The organism is Mycobacteriales bacterium (genome assembly GCA_035550055.1).
Classification (GTDB): Bacteria; Actinomycetota; Actinomycetes; order JAFAQI01; family JAFAQI01; genus DASZTV01.
Genome location: DASZRO010000035.1, coordinates 14,164 through 35,305, shown reverse-complemented (window position 1 = coordinate 35,305; position 21,142 = coordinate 14,164). Strand labels below are relative to the sequence as shown.

Sequence of the window (21,142 nt, the reverse complement as noted above, 5' to 3'; positions counted from 1 at the left end):
ATGATAGCCGCACGCGGCGACAAGATCAACAGGAATTCCGTTGCAAATCAAGGAAAAATCATCCACAGGGGTGTGGACAGGGGCCCTACCGGTGACGGGCGTGCCAGGTACGCCGGACCAGCTCGGCGCGTGGGTCGTCGAGGGCCTCGGCGAGCGGTAGCTGCAGCAGGATCAGATCGGACGGCGCGCCCGGCGTGATCCGCCGCCGTGGCGCGTGAAGCGCATCCGGGTGACGCAGGTAGCCGTCGAGCACCATCGCCGCCGCGACCCACTCCTTCACGTTGACCCGGGCGCCGCTCTCGCTGCGGCGGTCGCGTGCCGCTCGCATGATGGTCCAGGGATCCAGCGGACCGTAAGGCGCGTCGCTGCTGGGTACGACGCACGCCTTCGCCTCGACCAGCGACGAGTAGCGGTAGAGGTCGGGCAGGTCGTCGGCGGGGACGTCGGCGAGATAGCGATCGCCTCGCTGGCAGATGAATCCGGGCTGGGTGACGACCGCGACCCCGAGCCTCGCGATCCGCTCGACGGTGGTGGCATCAGCGATCGACGCATGCTCGATCCGATCGCCGGTGACGGCGCCGATCTCGTCGAGCACCGCAAGCAGCAACAGCAGCGACTCGCGGGTGACGCAGTGCACCGCGACCGCCCGGCCGAGCACGCGGGCGTCCGCGATGGTCTCCCGCAGCTCGGTGTACGACGGCAAATCGTGGTCTTCGAGCACGATCTTGCGTGGCCCGGTGACGCCCCATGCAGGAGCGTCGGCGGCGAGGAAGTGGATGCGTTGCGGCAGCGTCGCCGCTGCGATGAGCTCGGCCCCCGCACCCAGGTGAGGGGTCGCGTCGGTGACCCCGGTGATCCCGTGGTCCGACAGCCGGCGCCCGAGCGGACCGAGGTCGGGCGGATCGTCGTCGACCCGCGAGCCGAGCCAGTCGTCGAGCCGCCACAACCGGCCGGTCGGCGACCCGGACGCGTCACGTTCGATGCCGTCCTCGGCTGCCTCCGCGGAGCCGACCGCGGCCAGGCCCGCCGAGTTGAGCACCCACATCGCGCCGCTGTGGTGCTGGACGCGCACCGGCCGGTTGGTCACGACCCGGTCGAGCGCGGCGGCGTCGAGGTCGTCCGTGCCACCGACCGCCCGCAGCCAACCGCCCGTCGCGGGCGCGGCGGCGAGTGCGTCGACCCCGCTGCTGACGTCGATCGACGTCGCCGCGCGCGCTGTGGCGAGCAGATGGATGTGGTGGTCGTGCAGGCCGGGAAGCAAGGCACACCGGCCACCGTCGATTACTTCCTCGTCGTCGAGCGGGGTGAGGGGGTGGGGTGAGACCTGACGTACGACGCGACCGTCGAAGCGGACGTCGACGATCTTGCGATCGACCTCCGCGTGCCGGACGAGGGTCATCTGCTCGCCTGACGTGTTGCAGGTTCGGCGACCGGGACCAGTCGGTCACCGAGATCGACCGCCCAGCCGTCCCCGTCGCGGACGACCTGCGCATCGGGCAGAGGAGCACGCGTCGACCGCACGACGTCGTACATCGAGATGTCGACGACACCCGACGTGCCGGCGCTCCAGGCGTCGAGCGCGGCCGCGGCGGCGTGGCAGCCCGTGAGCGGGTCGGCGATCGCGTCGGCGGCGAACACCGGCCCGTCGCCGAGCAGACCCGCCGCCGCCGCGACGTCGTCGCCGTAGCCGATGCGGTTGTGCGCCCGGCCGTACGCCGTGATCGACACCCAGGTGCCGCCCGACTCGGCGGTGATCGCGGCCGCGTCGATCCCGAGCTGCTCGAGCGCCCGCGGCCGCGACGCCTCGATCACGATGTCGGCTTGCAGCAGCAGGTCCCGGAGCTTCGACCGGCCGGCTGCGGTGGTGAAGTCTGTCGTCCATCGCCGGGTGCCGTCGCGGAGCAAGCCGTGAAACGCGGGAGCGGCTTCGGCGCCCGGATCAGGGCGCGTCGTGCTTTTCGCGTCAACCACGTGCGCGCCGACCAAGAAGAGCAGGTGGGCACACAGCGGGCCCGCCCACAGCGACGACAGGTCGACGACCAGCGGCGGGCCGGTCCGGGTCCCGGGGCGCGGCTCGGCCCGCGGCGGTCGTGTCCCGGGCAGGGTGTGGTCGACCGTCCCGGCGGCCAGGCCGAGCAGCGTTGCCCGGTCGACGATGTCGTCGGCGCTGTGGTCGCGACACCACGCGGTGACGGCCGCCCACGGTTCGTCGTCGATGTCTCGAGACAGCAGAGCGGACAGCGACGCGAAGTCGTCGGGGCGTGACAGGGTCAGTGCGACGGTGCCGTCTGCGGCATCGAGCAGTCGGCATGCGCCGCCTGGCGACACGCGGCCGCCGCGCGTCAGGCCCATCGCCGCGGCGCGCTCGCCGATCAGCCGCTCGTCCGGCAGTCGCGTCGTGTCGAGGCCCATCGCGGTGGCGGTCGTGGACAGCGCGCGCAGCGACTCACGGACGGCGGTTGCGGGGGCGCCGGCGACGAGCTGCGGCGGGCCGTCGCGATGGCCGGTCAACGCCATCGCCCCGCTGGACGCCCAGCGGCGGATCTCTGCGCAGGGGTCGGTCTCGTCGCGCGGGCTCATCGGGTGATCTCATCGATCAGGCCCCAGTCGAGTGCCGTCGCCGCGTCGATCGGCTCACCGGACAGGGCGAGCTCGGCGGTACGCCGCGACCCGATCCGCCGGGGCAGGCTCACCGTCCCCCCGGCTCCGGGGATCAGCCCCATGGCCAGCTCGGGCAGCAGGAACGTCGTGGCCGCGTCGGCAACGACGTGACCGGCGAAGGCGGGAAGCTCGACGCCCGCGCCCGCGCAGCCGCCGTGCACGTGCACGGTCGTCCGGTCGCGCAGCCGGTGGATCGCGGCGGCGAGGCTGCGCGTCGTACGGATCAGATGACCGCTCGCCGGGTCGCTCACCGTGCCGAACTCGTCGAGGTCACCGCCGGCGCAGAACGCAGGGCCGACGCCGGAGAGCACGACCGCGAGGCCAGGGTCGGCGTCGGCGATCGCGAACGCGTCGAGCAGCGCGTCGCGGGTCGCGGCGTCGATCGCGTTGCGCCGCTCGGGACGGTTGAGCCGGATGGTCAGCACGTCGTCGTCGCGGCTGACCAGGACGGGGTCGGCCACCCTCAGCTGCTCACGAGGCTGACGGGACGCCAGCCACTCCCGATGCTCCGGTCCCGCCTGCAACGTCGAGTAGCCGAGGGACTCGACGACCAGTGCGTCGACGACCTCCAACGACGCCGTCACGCGAAGGACGTCGCGCAGCACCGCGGCCGCCATGGTCACGGTCGCGACGCTAGCGGCAAGTACGATGCCTGCGTGTCCGCTGCCCAGGAGACGGTCCATCGTGCCATCGCGGACCTGTTGAGCCGGCGCGACGGCGACGGGGTCGCGGTGGCCATCACCGACGACACGCGCATCTACGACGAGCTCGAGATGGACTCCCTGGAGGTGGCCGAGCTCTCGGTCCTGCTCGAGGACGAGTTCGGCAAGGACCCGTACTCCGAGGGCCTGGTGCCCCAGACGGTCGGCGAGCTCGTCGGCTTCTTCGACTGAGTTGTTGCTCGACCTGGTCGAGGCGGTCGGTTCGGCCGATCCGGACCGGCCACTGCTCGTCAGCGACGCGGGGACCCTGACCTACGCCGAGGTCGCGGCGCGCAGCCGGGTCGTGGCCGACGGTCTGGCGAGGGCCGGGGTGGAGCGCTTCGGGGTGGCCGAGCTGAGCGCGGTCGACACGATCGTCGTACTGATCGCGGCGTCCGCGGTCGGCGTGGAGCCGTGCGTTTACCCGCGGTGCGATCTCGCCAACACCGAGCTGCTCGCCGCCGAGTTCGGGCACCACGTGGTGTTCGGCGCGACCGCGACGCTCGCGGACTTCGACCGCGGCGCCGGCGGGGAGCTGCCACCGGCGCCCGGTGACCCGGTCCTGATCCTGACCTCCGGCACCACCGGGCGGCCGAAGGGGACCCGCCACCAGTGGTCGCGGCTGCTGGCCGCGGCGCACCCCGAGCGCCGTGCTTCGCCGCGGCGCTGGCTGCTGGCGTACAACCTCAACCAGTACGCCGGAATCCAGGTGCTGCTCCACGTCATCGGCAGCCAGGACACGCTCGTGCTGCCCGAGTCGCCGCAGCCCCGCCATGGCGTCGCCGCAATGCGCGCCTACGGCGTCACCCACGTCAGCGCCACACCGACGTTCTGGCGCTTCGCGCTGCACCTGCTGGACCGGCCGGACGAGCCGCTGCCGGCACTCGAGCAGATCACGCTGGGCGGTGAGGCGGTCGGCGAAGCGTTGCTCGCCGGGCTGCGGCGGCTGTTCCCGCGGGCGCAGATCTCGCAGGTCTACGCGTCGTCGGAGTTCGGGTCGAGCGTGTCGGTGACCGACGGCCGTGCGGGCCTGCCGCTGGCCGTGCTCGACCGGCCTGCCGAGGCGCCGGTGCAGTTCCGGATCGTCGACGGCGAGCTGCACGCCAGGTCCGCGATCGGCATGCGGGGCTACTACGCCGGTGAGGACCGCGACGACGGCTGGCACCCGACCGGCGACCTGGTCGAGGTGGACGGCGACCGCATCCGGTTCGTCGGGCGTACGACGGAGGTCATCAACGTCGGTGGGGTGAAGGTGCACCCGCTGCCCATCGAGGCGGCCGTCGCGACCGTGCCCGGCGTGGTCGCCGCCGCGGTGTTCGGCCACCCGAACCCGGTGACCGGTGCCGTGGTCGCGGTCGACGTGGTGGCCGCCGAAGGCACGGACGCCGACGCCTTGAAGACCGCCATCCGCGAGGCGACCGGCTCACTGCCGCCGGCCCAGCGGCCGCGGCGGATCCGGCTGGTCGACAACCTCGACATCGCCAACTCCAAGGTTCGACGCAGCGGTCAGGAGGGCACCGGATGAGCGGTCGGTCCGTGGTGATCACCGGCGGCAGCCGCGGCCTCGGAGCGGGGTTGGTCGAGGCGTTCCTCGCCGCCGGCGACACGGTGTCGACGTGCAGCCGCAGCCGCTCCGATCTGGTCGACCGGTGGGAGTCCGACGCGGGCAACGCCGGCCGGTTCTCCTACACGCCGGTCGACCTGGCCGACCGGGAGGCCGTGAAGGCCTTCGTGCATGCGGTCGTCGCCGAGCGCGGCCGGATCGACGTGCTCGTCAACAACGCCGGGATGGCCAACGACGGGGTGCTCGCGACGATGGCCGACGACGACGTCGACCAGGTGATCGACCTCAACCTGCGCGGGACCCTCACCGTCACCAAGGCCGTCGTACGCCGCATGCTGCGCCAGGGCGACGGTCGGATCGTCAACGTCTCGTCGGTGGTCGGGCTGTCGGGCTACCGCGGCCTCGCCGTCTACAGCGCAACGAAGGCCGCACTCGACGGCATGACCCGAGCCCTGGCGCGCGAGCTGGGCTCGCGCGGCATCACCGTCAACTCGGTCGCGCCCGGCTACGTCGCCACCGAGATGTCGCACGGGCTCACTGCCGAAGACCTGAAGCAGATCGTCCGGCGTACCCCGCTCGGGCGGCTGGCCGAGCCGGCGGACATCGCGGACGCGGTGATGTTCCTCGTCTCACCCGCGGCGAAGTTCATCACCGGCCAGGTGCTCGTCGTCGACGGCGGCCTCACGGCGTGAGGCGGCCCGCGATCAGGCCGTAGCCCATCGTCCCGTCACCCCAGAACCCGTCGAGGATGTCGCACGACGCGAGGAACGCGTCGAGCCCGTCGCGCCCGATCTGGGCGACCACCGCGGCCTCGTGAAGCGCCGCGTTGCGCCGCCAGGCGTCGAAGGTCGGCCGGGTCGCTTCGGTGAGGTCGAGTGAGACGTCGACGTCGATCCCGTTGTCGGCGAACAGCTGCTCGTAGCGGTCGCGGGTCTCCATCCGCGCCGCGCCGAACGCATCTCGCAGGGTGCCGAGCGGCTTGTGGAGCCGGCGTACCTCCTCGAACGGCATCGGCCGCGCCAGCATCAGGTCGCACAGCGCGATCCGCCCGCCCGGCCGAAGCACCCGAGCGCACTCGCTGATCAGCCGGTCGCGGTGGCGCATCAGGTGTGACGACTCGAGCACCCACACTCGGTCGGTGCTGTCGTCGGGCAGCCCGTTGGCCATCCCGTCGCGGGCCTCGAACCGAACCGTCTCCGAAAGGCCGGCGGCGGCGGCGCGCGCGGTGGCGCGATGGATGCCGATTGTGCTCGGGGTGATGCCGAGCACCGCCACGTCCTGCTCCGCTGCCAGTCGGCACGCCGAGTGCCCGGTCCCGCAGCCCACGTCGAGCACCGACAGCCCGGGCTCCGGTCGGACCGCCTCGATCATCGCGTCGGTCAGGCGCGCGGTCGCGACGGCGAGTGGCTCGGTGGGCGTGTCGAACACGCCGTAGTGGAGGTCGGCGCCCAGCAGCAGCGACCACGCGTCGGTGACGTGGTCGTAGTGGGTGCGCGGGTCGTAGCCGCCGCCGGTCATCCGGCGGCCTCCCGCTGCTGCGGGCTCAGCTTGCGCACCGCGCGCGCCGGGTTGCCGAGCAGCACCACGCCCGCGCCGTAGCTGCCGGTGCCGACCAGTGCGTTGGCGCACACGACCGAGTTGTTGGCGATGGTCGTGCCGTGTACGACGACCGCCCCGCTGAGCAGCAGCACGTTGGAGCCGATGACCACCGGGGCGGACCCGAGTGGCTGCTCCATCGTCCACACGTCGCTGCCGTCGACGTCGTGGAAGGAGTCGACGACGGTGACCCGTTCGGCGATCGTGGAGCGGCCGCCTACGACGACCGACTCGTGGCAGTGCACCGCGGCCCCGCGCCCGACCTTGACCTGGTCGTGCAGGTGCAGGTGCGCCTGCGGCGAGGACACCTTCAGCACGGCGTTGTCGCGGACCTCGCCCTGCACGCCGATGCAGATCGACCCGGCCCACAGCTGCAACCGCACCGCGTGTTCGAGCTGCGACCGCGGCCCGATCGTCAGCGACGAGGACTCGCCGCGGCGTACGTCGATGATCAGGGCGCTGCCGAGGTCGACGTCGTCACCGACGTCGATGAACAGGGCGCCGCCGCGCGGCCCGTTGCGCACCTTGAACATCGGCAGCCGGTCGAAGGTGACGTTGTGGCCGAGGTGGATCCGGCAGTCGAAGCCGAGCAGCCGAAGCTTCGCGGTCGTCCCCAACCGCCAGCACGCGAGACGGACCGAGTGCGGGACCCCGCTCGCCTTGCGGGCGGCGCTGCGCAGCATCAGCGGCTAGCCCGCCGTCAGCTCGTCGACGAGGACACGCCGCAGCAGCTTGCCGGTCGCGGTCACCGGCAGCTCGTCGCGGAAGACGATCCGGTCCGGCGTACGGCTGCCGCGCAGCGACTTCCGCGCGAACGCCCGCAGCTCCTCCGGGTCGACCTCCCGGTGGGCGACCACGACGGCAACGATGCACTCGCCCCACTCGTCGTCGGGCACACCGACGACGGCGACCTCGTGCACGTCCGGATGCTCGACCAGCACGTCCTCGACCTCGGCCGGTGCGATGTTCTCGCCGCCGCGGATGATCGTGTCGTCGGTGCGGCCCTCGATGAACAGGTAGCCCTCGGGGTCGATCCATGCCCGGTCGCGGGTCGGGAACCAGCCGTCGGCGTCCACCACGCTGCCCTTGCCGAGGTACTCACCTGATACCTGCGGGCCGCGGACCCACAGCTCGCCGGCCTCGCCGGGGGTGAGCACGGCGCCGTCGTCGTCGCGGACCTGCGCCTCGATCCCGGGGATCAGCTTGCCGGCGCTGGACAGCCGCGCCTGGACGGCCGGGTCGTCGCTCGTGAGCGCCGCGCGGTGGTCGTCGGCGTCGAGCAGTGCGATGGTGCTGGAGGTCTCGGTGAGGCCGTAGGCGTTGACGAAGCCCGTCTCCGGAAACGCCTTCAAGGCGGCTGCGAGCACCGGGTGGCTGACGCGCGCGCCGCCGTAGGCGATCGAGCGCAGCGAGGGGACGTTCGCCTGGGCACCGTCGAGATGGTCGACGATGCGCGACAGCATCGTCGGGACCACCATCGCGTTGGTGATGCCCTCGGCGGCGACGACGTCGAGCCAGCCGTCCGCGGCGAAGTCGGGCAGGTGGACCACGCGCCGGCCGGCGGCGGTGTTGGTGAGCACCGTCCCCACGCCCGCGACGTGATACGGCGGGACGGACACCAGCGCGGCGTCCGCCTCGTCGGCGGAGCCGGGGTCGACGGTCTGCAGCACGTAGGACACGAGGTGCTCGTGGCGCAGGATCACGCCCTTCGGGGCGCTCGTCGTACCGCTGGTGAACAGCAGCACAGCGGTCGACTCGTCGGGGACGTCCACGAACTCCGGCTCCGCGTCGGGCAGCGCGAGCAGGTCCGTCGTCGTGATTGTGGCGACACCGGCCGGCAGGTGTGCCAGGTAGGCCTCGTCAGCGACGACCAGTGGCGCGTCGAGCTGGCGGATCAGGTCGGCGAGCTGGTCGTCGGCGAGCCGGTAGTTCAGCGGGGCAGCCGGCACCCCGGCGTGGGCGGCGGCGAACAGCGAGGCGTGGAACGCCGGGCCCGACAACCCGACGTAGGCGAGCGTCCCGGCTCCCTCGGCCTGGATCCGGGCGGCGGCGTTGCGCGCCAAGCGGTCGAGGTCGACGAAGGTCATACCGGCCTCGCGCGTGCCGACCGCGACCCGGTCCGGCACGATCCCGACCGCGAGGTCGAGCAGCAGGGTGATGCTCACTTCTCTCCTAGCTCGTGGCTGAGTACCGCATGACGATGATGCAGGCCCGGCTCGTTACGGCCGAACACCAGGTGGGGCGACAGGCCGGTCGCGAGGTTCGCCTGGAGCCGCTCGGCGAGCGCGTAGTCCTCGTCACGGACGGTGTGGTGGGCGTACTCGAACACCGCCTCGGCGCTTTCCCGCGTCGCGACGTCGTCGATCGGGAGGCGCCAGGAGTTCTGGTGATACGTCGTCGACTCGCCCGCGCTGTCACCCGGATAGACGCGGAAGATCTCGCCGTTGACCGCGGTCACCGACAACACGACGTTCGGGTAGATCGCGTAGATCACGACCAGCCGGTCGAGCGGCACCCACTCGTCCTCGGGGCGGTCCGCGGCGTCGTCGATCGCGCGAAGCGGGAAGACCAGTCGATGGTGACGGCCGAAGCTGTCGAACACCGTGCAGTTGCTGTGCGCGACCGTCGCGAACGTCGACGCATGCACCGTGGCGAAGTGGTAGTTCTCGGCGAAGGTGTCGAGGCCCAGCTTCCAGTTGATCTTCGCGTCGAGTCGCTTCTCGCCGACCGGCGCCCACGAGCCGAAGTCCCACGCCGCGAGCTGCGGACCGAGCTCACCGAGGTGGGCGGCGACGTCCAGCGGGCGGGCCGGGTCGAGGCCGACCCACAGGAACCCGGCGTACTCCGCAGCCGGTAGCTCGGCAAGCTTCGCCTGCGTCGACCGGTCCGGCGAGAACCCTTCGTCTCCGGGCACTCCGGTCACCAGGCCGGTGAGGTCGTAGGTCCATGAGTGGTACGGGCAGGCGAGCCGCTGGGCGAAACCGCAGCCGGTTGCGACGGGTGCCTGCCGGTGCTTGCAGATGTTGTGGAAGGCGCGGACCTTGCCGTCCTTCGCGCGGGTGAGCAGCACCGGCACACCCATGACGTCCTTGGTCGCGAACGATCCCGGCTTCGACAGCTCGCCGGAGTAGCCGACCAGCTGCGGCGCCGCCGCGACGAGTGACTTCTCTCTCGTGTGCCGTTCCTCGTCGGTGTAGTGCCGGGCCGGTTCGAGTCGCTCGGCCGGCATCAGGTCCGTCGTGTTCTCGGCGCGCAGCTTCACCGCCCGCCGCATCACGTCGATGAGCTCGTCGCGGGTCATCGGTCGCCCATGACGCAGCGGTTCACCAGGTCGCCGTGTTCTTCTTGCCGTCGGTGATGACGGCGACCGTCTCGCCGACCAGCTCGCGGGACTTGGCGTCGTCGAGCAGCTCGGCCTCGAACGCGCGGGCGAGGGTGCGGCCACCGGGCACGTCGAGGACGAGCAGCGCGTTCTGCGCACCTTCGCGGTCGTGGGCGACGGTGTATGCCGCAACCGTGGCGGGCCCTTCGTAGGCGTCGACGAGGCTTCGCCGTGCCTGGGCGGCATCGACCTCTGGCTGGACGTCGGGCGTCGGAGTCCAGCCGGGCTCGCTGCGATAGACCGCGGCGACGTGCTTTTGGAGGTGCATGCCGACGCCGGTCACGAACGCGCGGCCGCCGTCCGCGCGCAGCCGTTCGACGGCGGTCGCGATGCCGTGTACGCCGTACCCGCTGCCGGGGCCCCCGGCGAACGGCAGCCCGCCGGTGACGGTCAGCCCACGCGGGTCGAGCGGGTCGAGGCCGAGGGCGTCGCAAGCGAGCGTCAGCGACGACGGGAAGCAGGAGTAGAGGTCGAAGCAGGTGACGTCGGCGAGGGTGATCCCCGCGGCGTCGAGGGCGGTGCGGCCGGTGACCCGCATGGCCGCGGACGCGGACATGTCCTCCCGCTCGGCGATGCCGGCCGGGTCCTCGGCGTACGCGCTGCCGGCGAGGTGGACCCGCCGGTCCTGCGGGATGCCGAGTGAGTCCGCCTTCTCGACCGTCGTGACGAGCAGCGCCGCCGCCATGTCGACGTCCATGACCGACACCTCGTACTTGGTGTAGGGCCAGCCGACGAAACGGTTGCTTGCGTCGACGGTCTCGACCTGCTCGACGGTGAGCTCTTCCGGGCTCCAGGCGTATGGGTTGGCCGCGGCGACCGGCGTCATCGCGGCCATGACCTCGGCCATCTCCCGGGCGTAGGACCCGAGGTCGCTTCCGCGCGCCGCGCGCCGCGCGGTGTCCCACAGCGGGAACGTCTCCCACGCCTGGAAGACCTCATGGGCGAGCTCGACCGCCGGCGGCGGCGTCCACGGGAACGCGGAGCGCTCGGTCTCCCGGTGCGACCAGGCCGGCTTCTCGCCGGCACGCTTGAGCGCCTTCTTGGTGGCGAGGCATTCCGCCGCGACGATCAGCGCGCTGTCGAGCTCGCCACGTCGCATCGCCTCGGCGGTCTGCGACACGAGCAGCTGAGGGACGGTCCCGCCGATCCCGGAGTACACCCGGTGCTTCGGTGACGCGCCCAGCCGTTCGGCCAGCCGCGCCACCGGGTCGTCGTAGGACCAGCTCTGGCAGTACACGATCTGGATCGAGTCGATCGCGGCCAGCAGGTCGGGGACGCCGGCGTCCTGGGCCGCGGCGCGCGCCACCTGCTCCCAGCACTCGAGCGGCTCGGGGGCCGGGCCCGGTGGCCGGACGGTCTGTTGCGCGACCCCGACGACCACGAGGTCGGTGCTGGTCATCCTGCTCCTTCGATGCGGCACGGCAGCGACTTGATCCCGTGGAAGAACGCCGACCGCAGCCGCTTCGGGGGCTCGGTCGCGACGAGGTGCGGCGCCCGGGTGTAGAGCTCGTCGAGCATCACCGCGATTTCCAGCTTCGCCAGCTGGGCGCCGAGGCAGAAGTGGGTGCCGAGGCCGCCGAAGGCGACGTGCGGCCCGGGTTCGCGGTTGACGTCGAAGCGTTGCGGGTCGTCGAACACCCGCTCGTCGCGGTTCGCCGACAGGTAGTGCATGACGACCCAGTCTCCCGCCTCGATGTGCTCGCCGCCTATCTCGGTGTCGACCGCGGCGGTACGGCGGAAGTGCAGCACCGGGGTCGACCACCGCAGCAGCTCGTCGACGACGGCCGGCGTCGTCGCGCCGCGGTTCGCCAGCTGCTCGCGCTGCTCGGGGTGCTGGGAGAGCGCGTGGATCGAGTGGCTGAGTGTGTTGCGGGTGGTCTCGTTGCCCGCGACGGCCAGCAGCAGGAAGAAGTCGTTGAGCTGGGCGTCGGTGAGCGCCTCGTCGTCGACCCGCGCGGCGAGCAGCGCACCGATGATGTCGTCGCGCGGAGGCGCCTTCCGGCGTTCGGCGACGAGCTCCTGGCAGTAGGCGAACATCGCCATGCCCGCTTCGGCGAGGGCGGTGGGCGTGGGCGCGTAGTCGGGGTCCTCGATGCCGAGGCTGCCGATCGCGTTGCTCCAGTCGAAGATCCGCAACCGGTCTTCCTGCGGGATGCCCAACACCTCGGCGATGACCTGCAGCGACATCTCGGCACTGATCTCGGGAACCGCGTCGAACTCGCCGAGGTCGAGCACCCGGTCGACGATCGCGGCCGCGGTGGTGCGCAGCCGGTCTTCGAGCCGGGCGACGTTGCGCGCGGTGAAGGCCTGGTTGACCAGGCGGCGGATCGTGGTGTGCCGCCGCGGGTCGAGGCTGGGCAGCATCGCGGAGTCCGCCGCGGCCGGCACCTCGACAAAGGTGTTGCCGGTCGAGGAGCTGAACGTGGCGTCGTCGCGGCTGACCCGGACCACGTCCGCGTGCCGGGTCAGCAGCCAGATCGATGGCAGCTCGGGGAGCTCGACGCGGTGGACCGCAGCGGTGGCACGCAGCCGCGCGAGTGCGTCGTACGGTGCGCCCGACGTCCACGTGTCAGGGTCCAGGACCGCGGCCGCATCCGTTTCCGCCGCCGGGCTCACGGCGCGACGCCGATCAGGTGCGGGAGGTGGCGCGGCTGTGGCACGTGGGCGGTCCAGGTCGCGGGGTGGCCGGCCATCGCCATGATCGCCCCGATGCGCTGGACGATCGCTCCGCTGCGGAGGTTGGCGAGGACGTCGTAGAAGTGCAGGTCGGCGAGCTCGCGCCCGGCGGCTTCCTGGTACCAGTCGATGATCGTCGCGCGTCCCGGGTAGCCGGGCAGGTCGGTGCCGGCAGTCTCAGCGGCGTGCTCGTGCAGTGTCAGGAACCACGCGACGTCGAGCTCGGCCGGGCCGAGCCCGGACATCTCCCAGTCGAGCACCGCCGCGATCTCGCCGTCGTCGCCGGTGACCAGGTTCTGCAGCTGGGGGTCGCCCCACAACACGACGGTCGGCGGGGTGGTCGCCGGGAGGTTGGCGCGGCACCACGCGATCGCCTCCCGGTAGATCGCGGTGCCGTCGGCGTCGTCGGTGGCCCAGTCGAGGTAGGCCTCCCAGTAGTCCACGACGCTCGCCAGGTCCGGGCCGCCGCCGGTCGTCGCGTCCGCGACGACGGCGAGGTCGAGCTGGTGGATGCGCGCCAGCATGTCCACGAACCGGCGGAACGTCGCGGCCTGCTCGCCCGGGCTCGCCTCAGCGAGCCAGCCGTGAGTGAGGTACGGCGGGCTGGTGGTGAGCGTCCGACCGGCGACGCGTGGCATCAGCAGGAACGGCGAGCCCACCCACGTCGGGTCGGTCTCCATCGCGATGAGCGGCGCCGCCGGGATGCCCGCGTCGCGCACCGCGCGTTGCACGTGCGCCTGCCGGGCGAGGTCGTAGTCGGGGAACAGGCCCGGGCCTTGCGGTGGCAGCCGGGCGACGTAGCGCTTCCTTGCGTCGACGCCGTCGTCGACCTCGAGCAACAGCGTGTCGCTGGACAGCCCCGGTTGCGGTCGCTCGACGCTGACCTGCGGGGCGGCGCCGTCGCGACTGGCGAACCACGCCGCGAAGCCGGCGGCGAGCGCCTTCCGGCTGCGCGACGCGGCAGGTCGCTGCGGCGCCAGCGAGAGCCGGTCGTTCGCCTCGAACTCGGCGTACAGCGCGGTCCGGTCGTCATCGGTCAACCGCTGGTAGGACGCCTCGCGGTCCGGTCGCCACCACACCGGGTCGCTGGTCGCCCACGCTTCGCGCTTGATGCGCTGCCGGTCGGTCTTGTCGTGGGCCACCGTCGGCAGGGTGCGGCAGACCCGGACGAACTTCGGCAGCCACTTCGTGCCGAGATCGGGCTGCGCGGCGAGCCATTTGCCGAACGTCGCCGGGTCGAACTCGGCGCCGTCGACGAGCTGGATGGCGGCGAGCACCTGGTCGCCGTTGTGCGCGTCGGCTACCCCTACGACCGCGACGGCGGCGACGTCGTCGTACCGGTCGATGATCCGCTCGACCGGCGCGGAGGCGAAGTTCTCCGAGTCGACGCGAATCCAGTCGCCGGCGCGGCCGGCGAAGAAGAACACCCCATCGGCGTCGCGGTAGGCGAGGTCTCCCGACCAGTACCAGCCGTCGCGGAGCCGGCTGCGGTCCGCCTCGGAGTTGGCCCAGTAGCCCTCGAAGGCCCCGGTCGAGTCGCGGCGTACCAGCTCGCCGATCGCCTGCTCGGGGTTGCGCAGCAGACCGTTCTCGTCGAGGTCGGCGACTGCCTTCTCCTCGCCCGTCGCCTGGTCGACCACCGCGATGTCGGTGCCTTGGGGGGCGCGGCCGAGTGCGCCGTGACGGCGGCTCGGCAGCAACGTGATGCCGCCCTCGCTCTGGCCGTAGCCGGTGACGACGGGTACGCCGAACCGGGCGGTGAAGTCGCTCGCGTCGCGCGGCGAGCTTTCCGGGGCGAGGACGATGCGCAGCTTGTGGTCGCGGTCTTCCGGGCGGGGCGGGGTCGCCAGGAGGTAGGACAGTGCGCGACCGACGGTGGTGGTGAAGTTCGCGTCGTAGCGCCGTACGTCGTCGAGCCAGCCGCTGGCCGAGAACCGGTCGCGCAGCGCGATCCGCGCCCCGGCGGCCAGCGCGGGGAACAGCGCACCGAACAACGCGTTGCCGTGGATCAGCGGCATCGAGATGTAGAGGGTGTCGGTCTTGGGGAACCCGAGATTGGCGTCGGCGGCGATCCGGCCGGACGACTTTCGGACCGCCTTCGGCGCGGACGTCGAGCCTGAGGTGAAGATCAGCAGCAGCAACGTCGACGGGTTCGGGAGCTCAGCGGGCAGCGGCGCGCCGGCGTGCTCGCGCCAGGGTACGTCCTCGACCAGTAGATGCGCCGTGTCGAGCAGCTCGGCGAGCCTGCGGTCGGTGAGCACCAGCTGGCAGTCGGTGTGGTCGATGTCGCGCTGCAACTCGGCGCCGCGGCGGGTCGAGTTGATGCCGACGACGCTCGCTCCCGCGAGCGCGGCGCCGAACAACGTGAAGACGAAATCGGGGGTGTTGTCGAGCAGCAGTCCGACGTTGAGCGGCCTCGACGGATCGAGGGTGGCGAGCAGCCAGGCGGCCCGGGTGCTGGCCTCCGCGACGACCTCTCGCCACGTCCACGTCTGGTCGCCGTACAGCAGTCCGACGTCGCCGTCGTCTGCGCGGGCGACCACAAGCTCGGCGACCCCGACGACGGCCGCATCGGTCACACCGTGGAACCCTAGGGGAGCGCCGTTCTCATTTCCAGCCAGGACCGTTCCGCACCGCGGCGCTTCGATACTGAGCTGTGCTTGTTGTCCGCCCAGCGCGGGTCGAGGATGTCGGTCGCTGCGCTGAGCTGATCGCCGCCCACGAAGGCGGGCTTTCGCGAGCTGTTGCGATTCCGGTCAGTAGAGATCGAGGGCGGTGATGGGGTTCTTGGACATCGATCCACCGGCGGCTAGCCGCGATGCGGTGTTGGCAGGTCGTCGCATCTTTCACATCACGGAGCCGACCACCTGGCGAACGGCGACGCGGGCCGGAACCTTCACCGAGTCGACCCGGGGCAAGTCGTTGGCCGATGTCGGCTATATCCACTGCTCCTTTGCCGACCAGGTCGTCAGCGTGGCGAACGTTGTGTATGGGGACTGGGACCAAGAGCTGCTGCTCCTCGAGATCGATTCGACTCTCGTGCCGTCGGAGATCCGGATTGAAAACCTCGAGGGAGGGTCGCAGCGATACCCGCACATCTATGGCGCCCTCCCCGTCGAGGCCGTGGTCGCAACTCGCACCATGACGAAGCAGTCCGCCGGTTGGGTCCTGCCGACCGACATGTAGTCGCGGTGGGCGCTGCAGCCGCCTGAGGCGCTAGTCGATGAGGGCCGTGAGCTTCTTCGGCGCGATGAGCCGGTAGCTCTCGGTGACGAGCTCACGCACTTCCATCCAGTCAGTGCCGGCGGACACGAGGATGCCGAGCCGATCCGGCGCGCCTCGGGGTGCGAAGAACGGCGCGCCGGCGGCGATAAGCGCCGCTCGCTCACCCGGGCGAGCTCGAAGGACCACCATCGTCCTCGCTCGCCCGTTGCGGTTCTGCGCAGCGATGAGTGTGCAGAACGGCCTCCGGCGGACATCGAACACGTACGCCGTCGACCGCGCCGGGGATTGCGATTCGTCGACCCGTGTCGCCACCTCCGGTAGCGCAAGGCAGATCTCGCGGACGTGGTTCACGAACTCCTCGGGAAGATCAAGGGGTGCGTCCACTTTCCGAACGCTACGCGGGAAGCCCGCTACAGCCGCGGTCGCTGCGGGCATAGCCTGCGGGGGCCTTCGTGCCGTCGCGCAGCTTTGGGGGTTTCGTGACCCGGGTCATGCAGTACTACGGCGATGCCGGTGTGCCGATGCGCGTCGCCAACGAACCTGCCCAGATCGAGGCCGCCTGGCGATCCCATCGTGCCCGGCTGCGGGGCTGGCTCGGCGAGCTCCCGGCGTCGCGGTGGTCGACGCCGACCCGGTGCTCCGCGTGGGATGTGACCGGCTTGGTGCAGCACCTGATCTCGGGAGCGCAGTTCCTCGGGTACACACTCCATCTCGCCGGCAAGGGCGAAGCCAGCCGCTTGCTGCAAGGGTTCGACCCGCAGCAGACACCCGCAGTGACGGCGGAGCAGTTCCGAGGTCTGTCGCAACGCGACCTGCTCGACCGGTTGGCCGGCATGGATGAGCGGGTGCAACGGGAGTGCGAAGTGCTGGCCGAAACCGGGTGGGACAGGTTGGCTGAAGCGCCCGCCGGCAACGTGCCTGCCTACTTGTCCCTCAACCACTTCCTGTTCGACTCCTGGGTGCACGAGCGCGACCTGCTGCTGCCGATGACCGAGACGCCGGTCAGCGATCCGGTCGAGGCTTCCGTGGTCACCGGCTACGTTCTGGCTCTTGCCTGTGTCGCACGGGAGGCGGACGCTGCCACCGATCCGGCGGCGGCGTACGACGTGCACATCAGCGATCTGGACCAGACGATGCACGTCGAGTGCGCGGCCGACGGCTCGGCCACAGCCGGCTTCGCGCCGAGGGCGGCAACGTCACATGTGTCAGGTCGTGCCGGAGATCTGGTCGACTCCCTGACCGGGCGCTCCCCGCAGCAGCCTCCGGTCGGCGAGGCGGGTGCGTTGAACCGGTTTCACCGCCTCGCCGAGGTCATGGCGTGACCGGCTCAGCGCTTGCTGGTCGCGTCCCAGACCATCGCGTCGGGTAGCCGGTCGCCGGCGAGCAGGTCGGCTGGGCGTTGCTTGTCGATGTGACCGATGAGGCCGCTGTAGACGCCGTATCCCACCAGCTCCTGGAGGCGCGGCGAGAACGTGCGGACGAGGTCGGCGGGCAGCCCGAGCTGCTGGTTCTCCTGCTGGCGGATGTAGCCGGCGCAGTAGTTCATCGCGATGCCGTAGCGCCGCTCGCCGCTGCGGTTCGCGCCACCGTTGTGCCAGAGTGCGCCGTCCCACACGAGCACGCTGCCCTTCGCCATCTCGGCCGGGATCGTGGGGTAGTCGCCGCCGTACGTCGGGCTCGGTTCGAGATGCGATCCCGGTACGAGGCGGGTGGCGCCGTTCTGCTCCGTGAAGTCTGTGATGGCCCACATCGTGTTGCAGACCAGCGGCGGGTGCGGCTTCGGCAGCGGGATCAGGATGTCGTCGCTGTGGATCGGCTGCGCCGTCTCCCCGGGGCAGATGACGATCGAGGACAGCGAGGAGATCAGGCAACCGGCGTCGAGGACGCCTTCGACGATCGGCAGCACGGTGGACCACGTCGGGATCTGTCGATACAGCGCGCCGCGCGCCAACAGGTTGTAGATCCGTAGCGTCTTCAATCCTTCGAAGTCGTTGTCCGACGCAACGACACCGAGCTCGTGCTCGAGACGATCGAGGTCTTCGCGCAGCTCGTCGGCGAGATCAGTCGGGAACGCGTTCTCGATGATCGCGTAGCCGTCCCGCTGTACGGCGGCGACGACGTCGCTCATCGGACTGCGGTTACGCCGAGACGGTCGGTGAAGAAGTCGAGCACCTGGTCGAGCGCCTCTCGGGTCGGAGTACCAGGCTGGTCGACCAGGTGCTCGGTGAGGACCGAGTGTGCGCCCTTCGGGTGCCCGTGCGGGTTCGACTCCGAAGAGTCGAGCTCGACCCCGATGAAGCCGTCACCGAGCTCGCGACGCAATGTCGCGAACCGGTCCGCCGGCGCCATCGGGTCGCCGGTGAAGCGAAGCCCCATGACGCAACCGCCCTGCGCGACCTTCTGCTTGACCACGGCCAGCTCCGCGTCAGAGATCCCGAGGTCGGCCTTGCGGCGTGACCCGAACGGGAACGGCACCGACGGCTGGCTCAACACCGGCGCGACGACCGGTGCGTCGACCATCATCCCGAGCGCGAAGCCGCCGGTGAAGCACATGCCCACCACGCCTACCCCGGGCCCGCCGCAGCGCTCGTGCTCCGAGCGGGCGAGCGCCCGCAGCCACGTCGTGACCTTGCCCGACTGCTTCGTCGCCATCTTGGTGAACTCGCTGGAGATGCACAGCTTGGCCAGCGTGTTCAGCGTGTACCCCATCGAGATGTCCTTGCCGGGCTCGCCGAACAGGTGCGGCATCACCGCCGTACAGCCGCGGTCGACGACCATGCGGGCGAAGTCGGCGACCTTCGGCGTGATGCCCGGGATCTCGGAGATGACGATCACCGCCGGGCCGTCGCCCTTGCGGTAGATGTCCTTGGTCTTGCCGTCGGCCGTGAAGGGCTCGCGCGTGAAGTCACTCAAAGCATCGGTCACGGCAGCATCATCTCCGGCCCTTCCGAGAACTTGTCGTGCTACTTCGAGGACGTCAGCAGGCGCTTGAGGAGCTTGCCGTTCGGGAGGCGTGGCAGCGAGTCGACGAAGCGGACCTCACGCGGGCACTTGAAGTGGGACAGCCGCTCGCGGCAGAACTCGACGAGCTCCTCGGCGAGCTGCGGCGAAGCGGGCTCGCCCTCGCGGAGCTGGACGAATGCGGTGACCTGCTCGCCCATCACCTCATCCGGCGTACCGATCACCGCGACGTCCTCCACCGCGTAGTGCAGGATCAGCACGTCCTCGGCTTCCCGCGGATAGATGTTGACCCCGCCCGAGATGATCATGTTCGACACCCGGTCGGTGAGATACAGGTAGCCCTCCTCGTCGAGCCGCCCGATGTCGCCGATCGAGTTCCATCCCTTGTCGTTGAACGCGCGCGCGGTCTTCTCCGGATCACCGTGGTAGGCGAAACGGTGGATCGCCTCGAACCAGATCTCGCCCTCTTCGCCGACCGGCAGCTCGTTGCCGTCCTCGTCGAGGATGTGCACCGCGCCGAGCAGCGACTTGCCGACCGAGCCGGGATGATCGAGCCACTCCTGCGGGCCGATCGCGCAGAAGCCGGTGCCTTCACTCGCCGCGTAGTACTCGTAGACGATCGGTCCGAGCCAGTCGATCGCGGCGCGCTTGACCTCCGGCGGACACGGCGCCGCGGCGTGGACCACGACCTGCAGGCTCGACAGGTCGTAGCGGGCGCGGGTCGTCTCGGCCAGCTTGAGCAGCCGGACGAGGTAGGTCGGGACCATCTGGGTGTGGGTGACCTTGTGGTCGGCGACCAGTTGCATCCAGTCCAGCGGATCGAACCGATCCATCACGACGACGGTGCCGCCGATGCGGTGGACTGTCGTGGTCCAACCGGCCGGCGCCGCGTGGTAGAGCGGCGCGGGGGAGAGGTAGACCGACTCCGGGGTGAACCCGTAGAGCCCGCTGATCAGCCCGACGAGCGGGTTCATCGCCCCGAGCTCGATCGTCGGCAACGCCGGCTTGATCCCCTTCGGTACGCCGGTCGTCCCCGAGGAGTAGAACATCCAGCTGCCCTCGACGTCGTCGGCCGAGGCGACCTCCGGCTGCCCGGCAGTCGCGTCCTCGAGTGACTCGAAACCCGGGAGTGAGCCGCCGATCGAGAAGCGCAGCGAGACGTTGTCGGCGGCCTCGCCCAAGGCGGCGACGGTGTCGGCGAGGGCGGCAGAGGCGATCAGCGCCTTCGCCTCGCAGTCGGCGACGATGTAGGCCGCCTCTTTCGGCGTCAGGTGCCAGTTGACCGGCACCAGGTAGAGCCCGCAGCGCTGGACGCCCCACACGATCTCGAACCACGCCACGTCGTTGGGCATGACGACCGCGACCACGTCGCCGTGCTCCAGCCCGCGCGAGCGCAGCATTGCGGCGATCCGGTTGGAGTTCGCCTCCATCTCGGCGTACGTCCGGCTCTCGCCGGTCGACGGCATCACGACCGCGAGGCGGTCCGGCGCGTTGGCCGCGTGGACCGAGGGGTGGAACTCGCCGCTCACCTGCTCAGTGACTCCTTCACTACCGACCCTGCCAGTTCGGTTCGCGCTTCTCCGCGAACGCCTGTGGCCCCTCCTTGGCGTCCTCGGTGGCGAAGACCTCTTGCGAGATGGCCGACTCCAGCTTGTACGCCGCGCGCATGTCCGTCTTCAGTCCTTCGATCACGCTGCGCTTGGTCGCCTGGACCGCGAGCGGGGCGTTCTTGGTGATGCGCGCCGCCATGCGGAACGCCGCGTCGAGCAGGTCGTCCTCCGCGACCACCTCGTTGATCAGCCCCATCTCATGCGCGCGCCTCGCGTCGATGCGGTCGGCGCACAGCAGGAACTCCTGCGCGAGTGCGAACGGCAGCTGGCGGGGCAGCCGCACCGTCGAGCCGCCACCCGCGAACAGGCCGCGTGCCGGTTCGAGCACGCCGAAGCTCGCGTTGTCCGTCGCGATGCGGATGTCGGTGCCCAGCAGCATCTCCATGCCGCCCGCGACGCACGGGCCGTTGATGGCGGCGATGATCGGCTTGTAGATCTTGCTGCCGCGCAGCACCGCGTCGGTGCCGTCGGACAGCGAGTAGTCGCCGATCTTGTCGGTCTCGCCCGCCTGGATCCGCTTGGCAAGCTTGGTGACCTCGGGGATGTAGGTCTTGAGGTCCGCCCCCGACATGAAGTTGCGGCCGACGCCGGTGATGATCGCGACCCACGCCGCGTCGTCCTCGCCGAAGCGCTTCCACGCCTGAGCCAGCGCGTGGAAGTGTTCGAGGTCGCAGGCGTTCTTCGCCTCGGGCCGGTCGATCGTGATGAGTGCGACGCGCTCGGCGCCGTCGCGCGCACCGACCTCGTAGTGAATGGGCACTGTTCT

20 protein-coding genes are annotated in these 21,142 nt (G+C 70.8%); 5 read left to right on the top strand and 15 right to left on the bottom strand.

The window, feature by feature from the left end; genetic code table 11:
* Positions 1 to 85: 85 nt before the first annotated feature.
* The 3 genes from VG899_06160 to VG899_06150 are packed head-to-tail and all read right to left on the bottom strand — an operon-like array spanning position 86 to position 3,278.
* Complete coding sequence (locus VG899_06160; GenBank protein ID HWA65938.1) at positions 86 to 1,399, bottom strand: amidohydrolase family protein; 1,314 nt, start codon at positions 1,397 to 1,399, stop codon at positions 86 to 88.
* A complete protein-coding gene (locus tag VG899_06155; protein HWA65937.1) occupies positions 1,396 to 2,580 on the bottom strand; it encodes a CoA transferase in 1,185 nt (394 codons plus the stop codon). Before VG899_06155 ends, VG899_06160 begins: the two co-directional genes overlap by 4 nt.
* Positions 2,577 to 3,278 carry an enoyl-CoA hydratase/isomerase family protein gene (locus VG899_06150; protein ID HWA65936.1) on the bottom strand — a complete coding sequence of 234 codons (702 nt, stop codon included), beginning with the start codon at positions 3,276 to 3,278 and terminating at the stop codon, positions 2,577 to 2,579. The genes VG899_06155 and VG899_06150 overlap by 4 nt, the downstream gene beginning before the upstream one ends.
* Positions 3,279 to 3,317: 39 nt before the next feature.
* Between VG899_06150 and VG899_06145 the strand changes: the two genes are divergently transcribed.
* The 3 genes from VG899_06145 to VG899_06135 are packed head-to-tail and all read left to right on the top strand — an operon-like array spanning position 3,318 to position 5,618.
* Positions 3,318 to 3,554 carry a phosphopantetheine-binding protein gene (locus VG899_06145; GenBank protein HWA65935.1) on the top strand — a complete coding sequence of 79 codons (237 nt, stop codon included), beginning with the start codon at positions 3,318 to 3,320 and terminating at the stop codon, positions 3,552 to 3,554.
* A 4-nt stretch (positions 3,555 to 3,558) separates the two neighbouring features.
* Positions 3,559 to 4,887: an AMP-binding protein gene (locus VG899_06140; protein ID HWA65934.1), complete on the top strand. Its 1,329-nt coding sequence runs from the start codon at positions 3,559 to 3,561 to the stop codon at positions 4,885 to 4,887.
* Positions 4,884 to 5,618, top strand: coding sequence for a 3-oxoacyl-ACP reductase family protein (locus VG899_06135; protein ID HWA65933.1), 735 nt, complete (start codon positions 4,884 to 4,886; stop codon positions 5,616 to 5,618). Before VG899_06140 ends, VG899_06135 begins: the two co-directional genes overlap by 4 nt.
* Here the strand turns inward: VG899_06135 and VG899_06130 are convergent.
* The 7 genes from VG899_06130 to VG899_06100 are packed head-to-tail and all read right to left on the bottom strand — an operon-like array spanning position 5,608 to position 15,159.
* On the bottom strand, positions 5,608 to 6,444 hold the full coding sequence (locus VG899_06130; GenBank protein HWA65932.1) for a methyltransferase domain-containing protein: 837 nt from the start codon (positions 6,442 to 6,444) through the stop codon (positions 5,608 to 5,610). The two genes, VG899_06135 and VG899_06130, sit on opposite strands and share 11 nt — an antisense overlap.
* Positions 6,441 to 7,205, bottom strand: coding sequence for an acyltransferase (locus tag VG899_06125; protein ID HWA65931.1), 765 nt, complete (start codon positions 7,203 to 7,205; stop codon positions 6,441 to 6,443). Before VG899_06125 ends, VG899_06130 begins: the two co-directional genes overlap by 4 nt.
* A 6-nt stretch (positions 7,206 to 7,211) precedes the next feature.
* A complete protein-coding gene (locus VG899_06120; GenBank protein HWA65930.1) occupies positions 7,212 to 8,687 on the bottom strand; it encodes a fatty acid--CoA ligase family protein in 1,476 nt (491 codons plus the stop codon).
* Positions 8,684 to 9,823 carry an SRPBCC family protein gene (locus VG899_06115; GenBank protein HWA65929.1) on the bottom strand — a complete coding sequence of 380 codons (1,140 nt, stop codon included), beginning with the start codon at positions 9,821 to 9,823 and terminating at the stop codon, positions 8,684 to 8,686. Before VG899_06115 ends, VG899_06120 begins: the two co-directional genes overlap by 4 nt.
* Positions 9,824 to 9,845: 22 nt before the next feature.
* On the bottom strand, positions 9,846 to 11,303 hold the full coding sequence (locus VG899_06110; protein HWA65928.1) for an acetyl-CoA synthetase: 1,458 nt from the start codon (positions 11,301 to 11,303) through the stop codon (positions 9,846 to 9,848).
* Positions 11,300 to 12,520 (bottom strand): cytochrome P450, encoded by a 1,221-nt coding sequence (locus VG899_06105; GenBank protein HWA65927.1) that lies wholly within the window; start codon positions 12,518 to 12,520, stop codon positions 11,300 to 11,302. Before VG899_06105 ends, VG899_06110 begins: the two co-directional genes overlap by 4 nt.
* Complete coding sequence (locus VG899_06100; protein HWA65926.1) at positions 12,517 to 15,159, bottom strand: AMP-binding protein; 2,643 nt, start codon at positions 15,157 to 15,159, stop codon at positions 12,517 to 12,519. Before VG899_06100 ends, VG899_06105 begins: the two co-directional genes overlap by 4 nt.
* 208 nt (positions 15,160 to 15,367) lie before the next feature.
* On the opposite strand from VG899_06100, the gene VG899_06095 reads away from it, so the two are divergent.
* Positions 15,368 to 15,766, top strand: coding sequence for a DUF952 domain-containing protein (locus VG899_06095; protein ID HWA65925.1), 399 nt, complete (start codon positions 15,368 to 15,370; stop codon positions 15,764 to 15,766).
* A 30-nt stretch (positions 15,767 to 15,796) separates the two neighbouring features.
* Here the strand turns inward: VG899_06095 and VG899_06090 are convergent, their stop codons facing one another.
* The gene (locus VG899_06090; GenBank protein HWA65924.1) at positions 15,797 to 16,189 is read right to left on the bottom strand and encodes an MmcQ/YjbR family DNA-binding protein; all 393 of its coding nucleotides are present in this window, start codon (positions 16,187 to 16,189) and stop codon (positions 15,797 to 15,799) included.
* A gap of 95 nt (positions 16,190 to 16,284) precedes the next feature.
* Between VG899_06090 and VG899_06085 the strand changes: the two genes are divergently transcribed.
* Positions 16,285 to 17,127 carry a maleylpyruvate isomerase N-terminal domain-containing protein gene (locus tag VG899_06085; GenBank protein ID HWA65923.1) on the top strand — a complete coding sequence of 281 codons (843 nt, stop codon included), beginning with the start codon at positions 16,285 to 16,287 and terminating at the stop codon, positions 17,125 to 17,127.
* 5 nt (positions 17,128 to 17,132) lie between these two features.
* On the opposite strand, the gene VG899_06080 is transcribed toward VG899_06085, so the two are convergent.
* Genes VG899_06080 through VG899_06065 form a run of 4 tightly spaced genes read right to left on the bottom strand, consistent with a single transcriptional unit; the run spans position 17,133 to position 21,136 of the window.
* A complete protein-coding gene (locus tag VG899_06080) occupies positions 17,133 to 17,933 on the bottom strand; it encodes a phytanoyl-CoA dioxygenase family protein (GenBank protein ID HWA65922.1) in 801 nt (266 codons plus the stop codon).
* A complete protein-coding gene (locus VG899_06075) occupies positions 17,930 to 18,730 on the bottom strand; it encodes a dienelactone hydrolase family protein (GenBank protein HWA65921.1) in 801 nt (266 codons plus the stop codon). Before VG899_06075 ends, VG899_06080 begins: the two co-directional genes overlap by 4 nt.
* Positions 18,731 to 18,768: 38 nt before the next feature.
* Positions 18,769 to 20,295: an acyl-CoA synthetase gene (locus tag VG899_06070; GenBank protein HWA65920.1), complete on the bottom strand. Its 1,527-nt coding sequence runs from the start codon at positions 20,293 to 20,295 to the stop codon at positions 18,769 to 18,771.
* A 19-nt stretch (positions 20,296 to 20,314) separates the two neighbouring features.
* Positions 20,315 to 21,136 (bottom strand): enoyl-CoA hydratase-related protein, encoded by an 822-nt coding sequence (locus tag VG899_06065; protein ID HWA65919.1) that lies wholly within the window; start codon positions 21,134 to 21,136, stop codon positions 20,315 to 20,317.
* Positions 21,137 to 21,142: the final 6 nt, after the last annotated feature.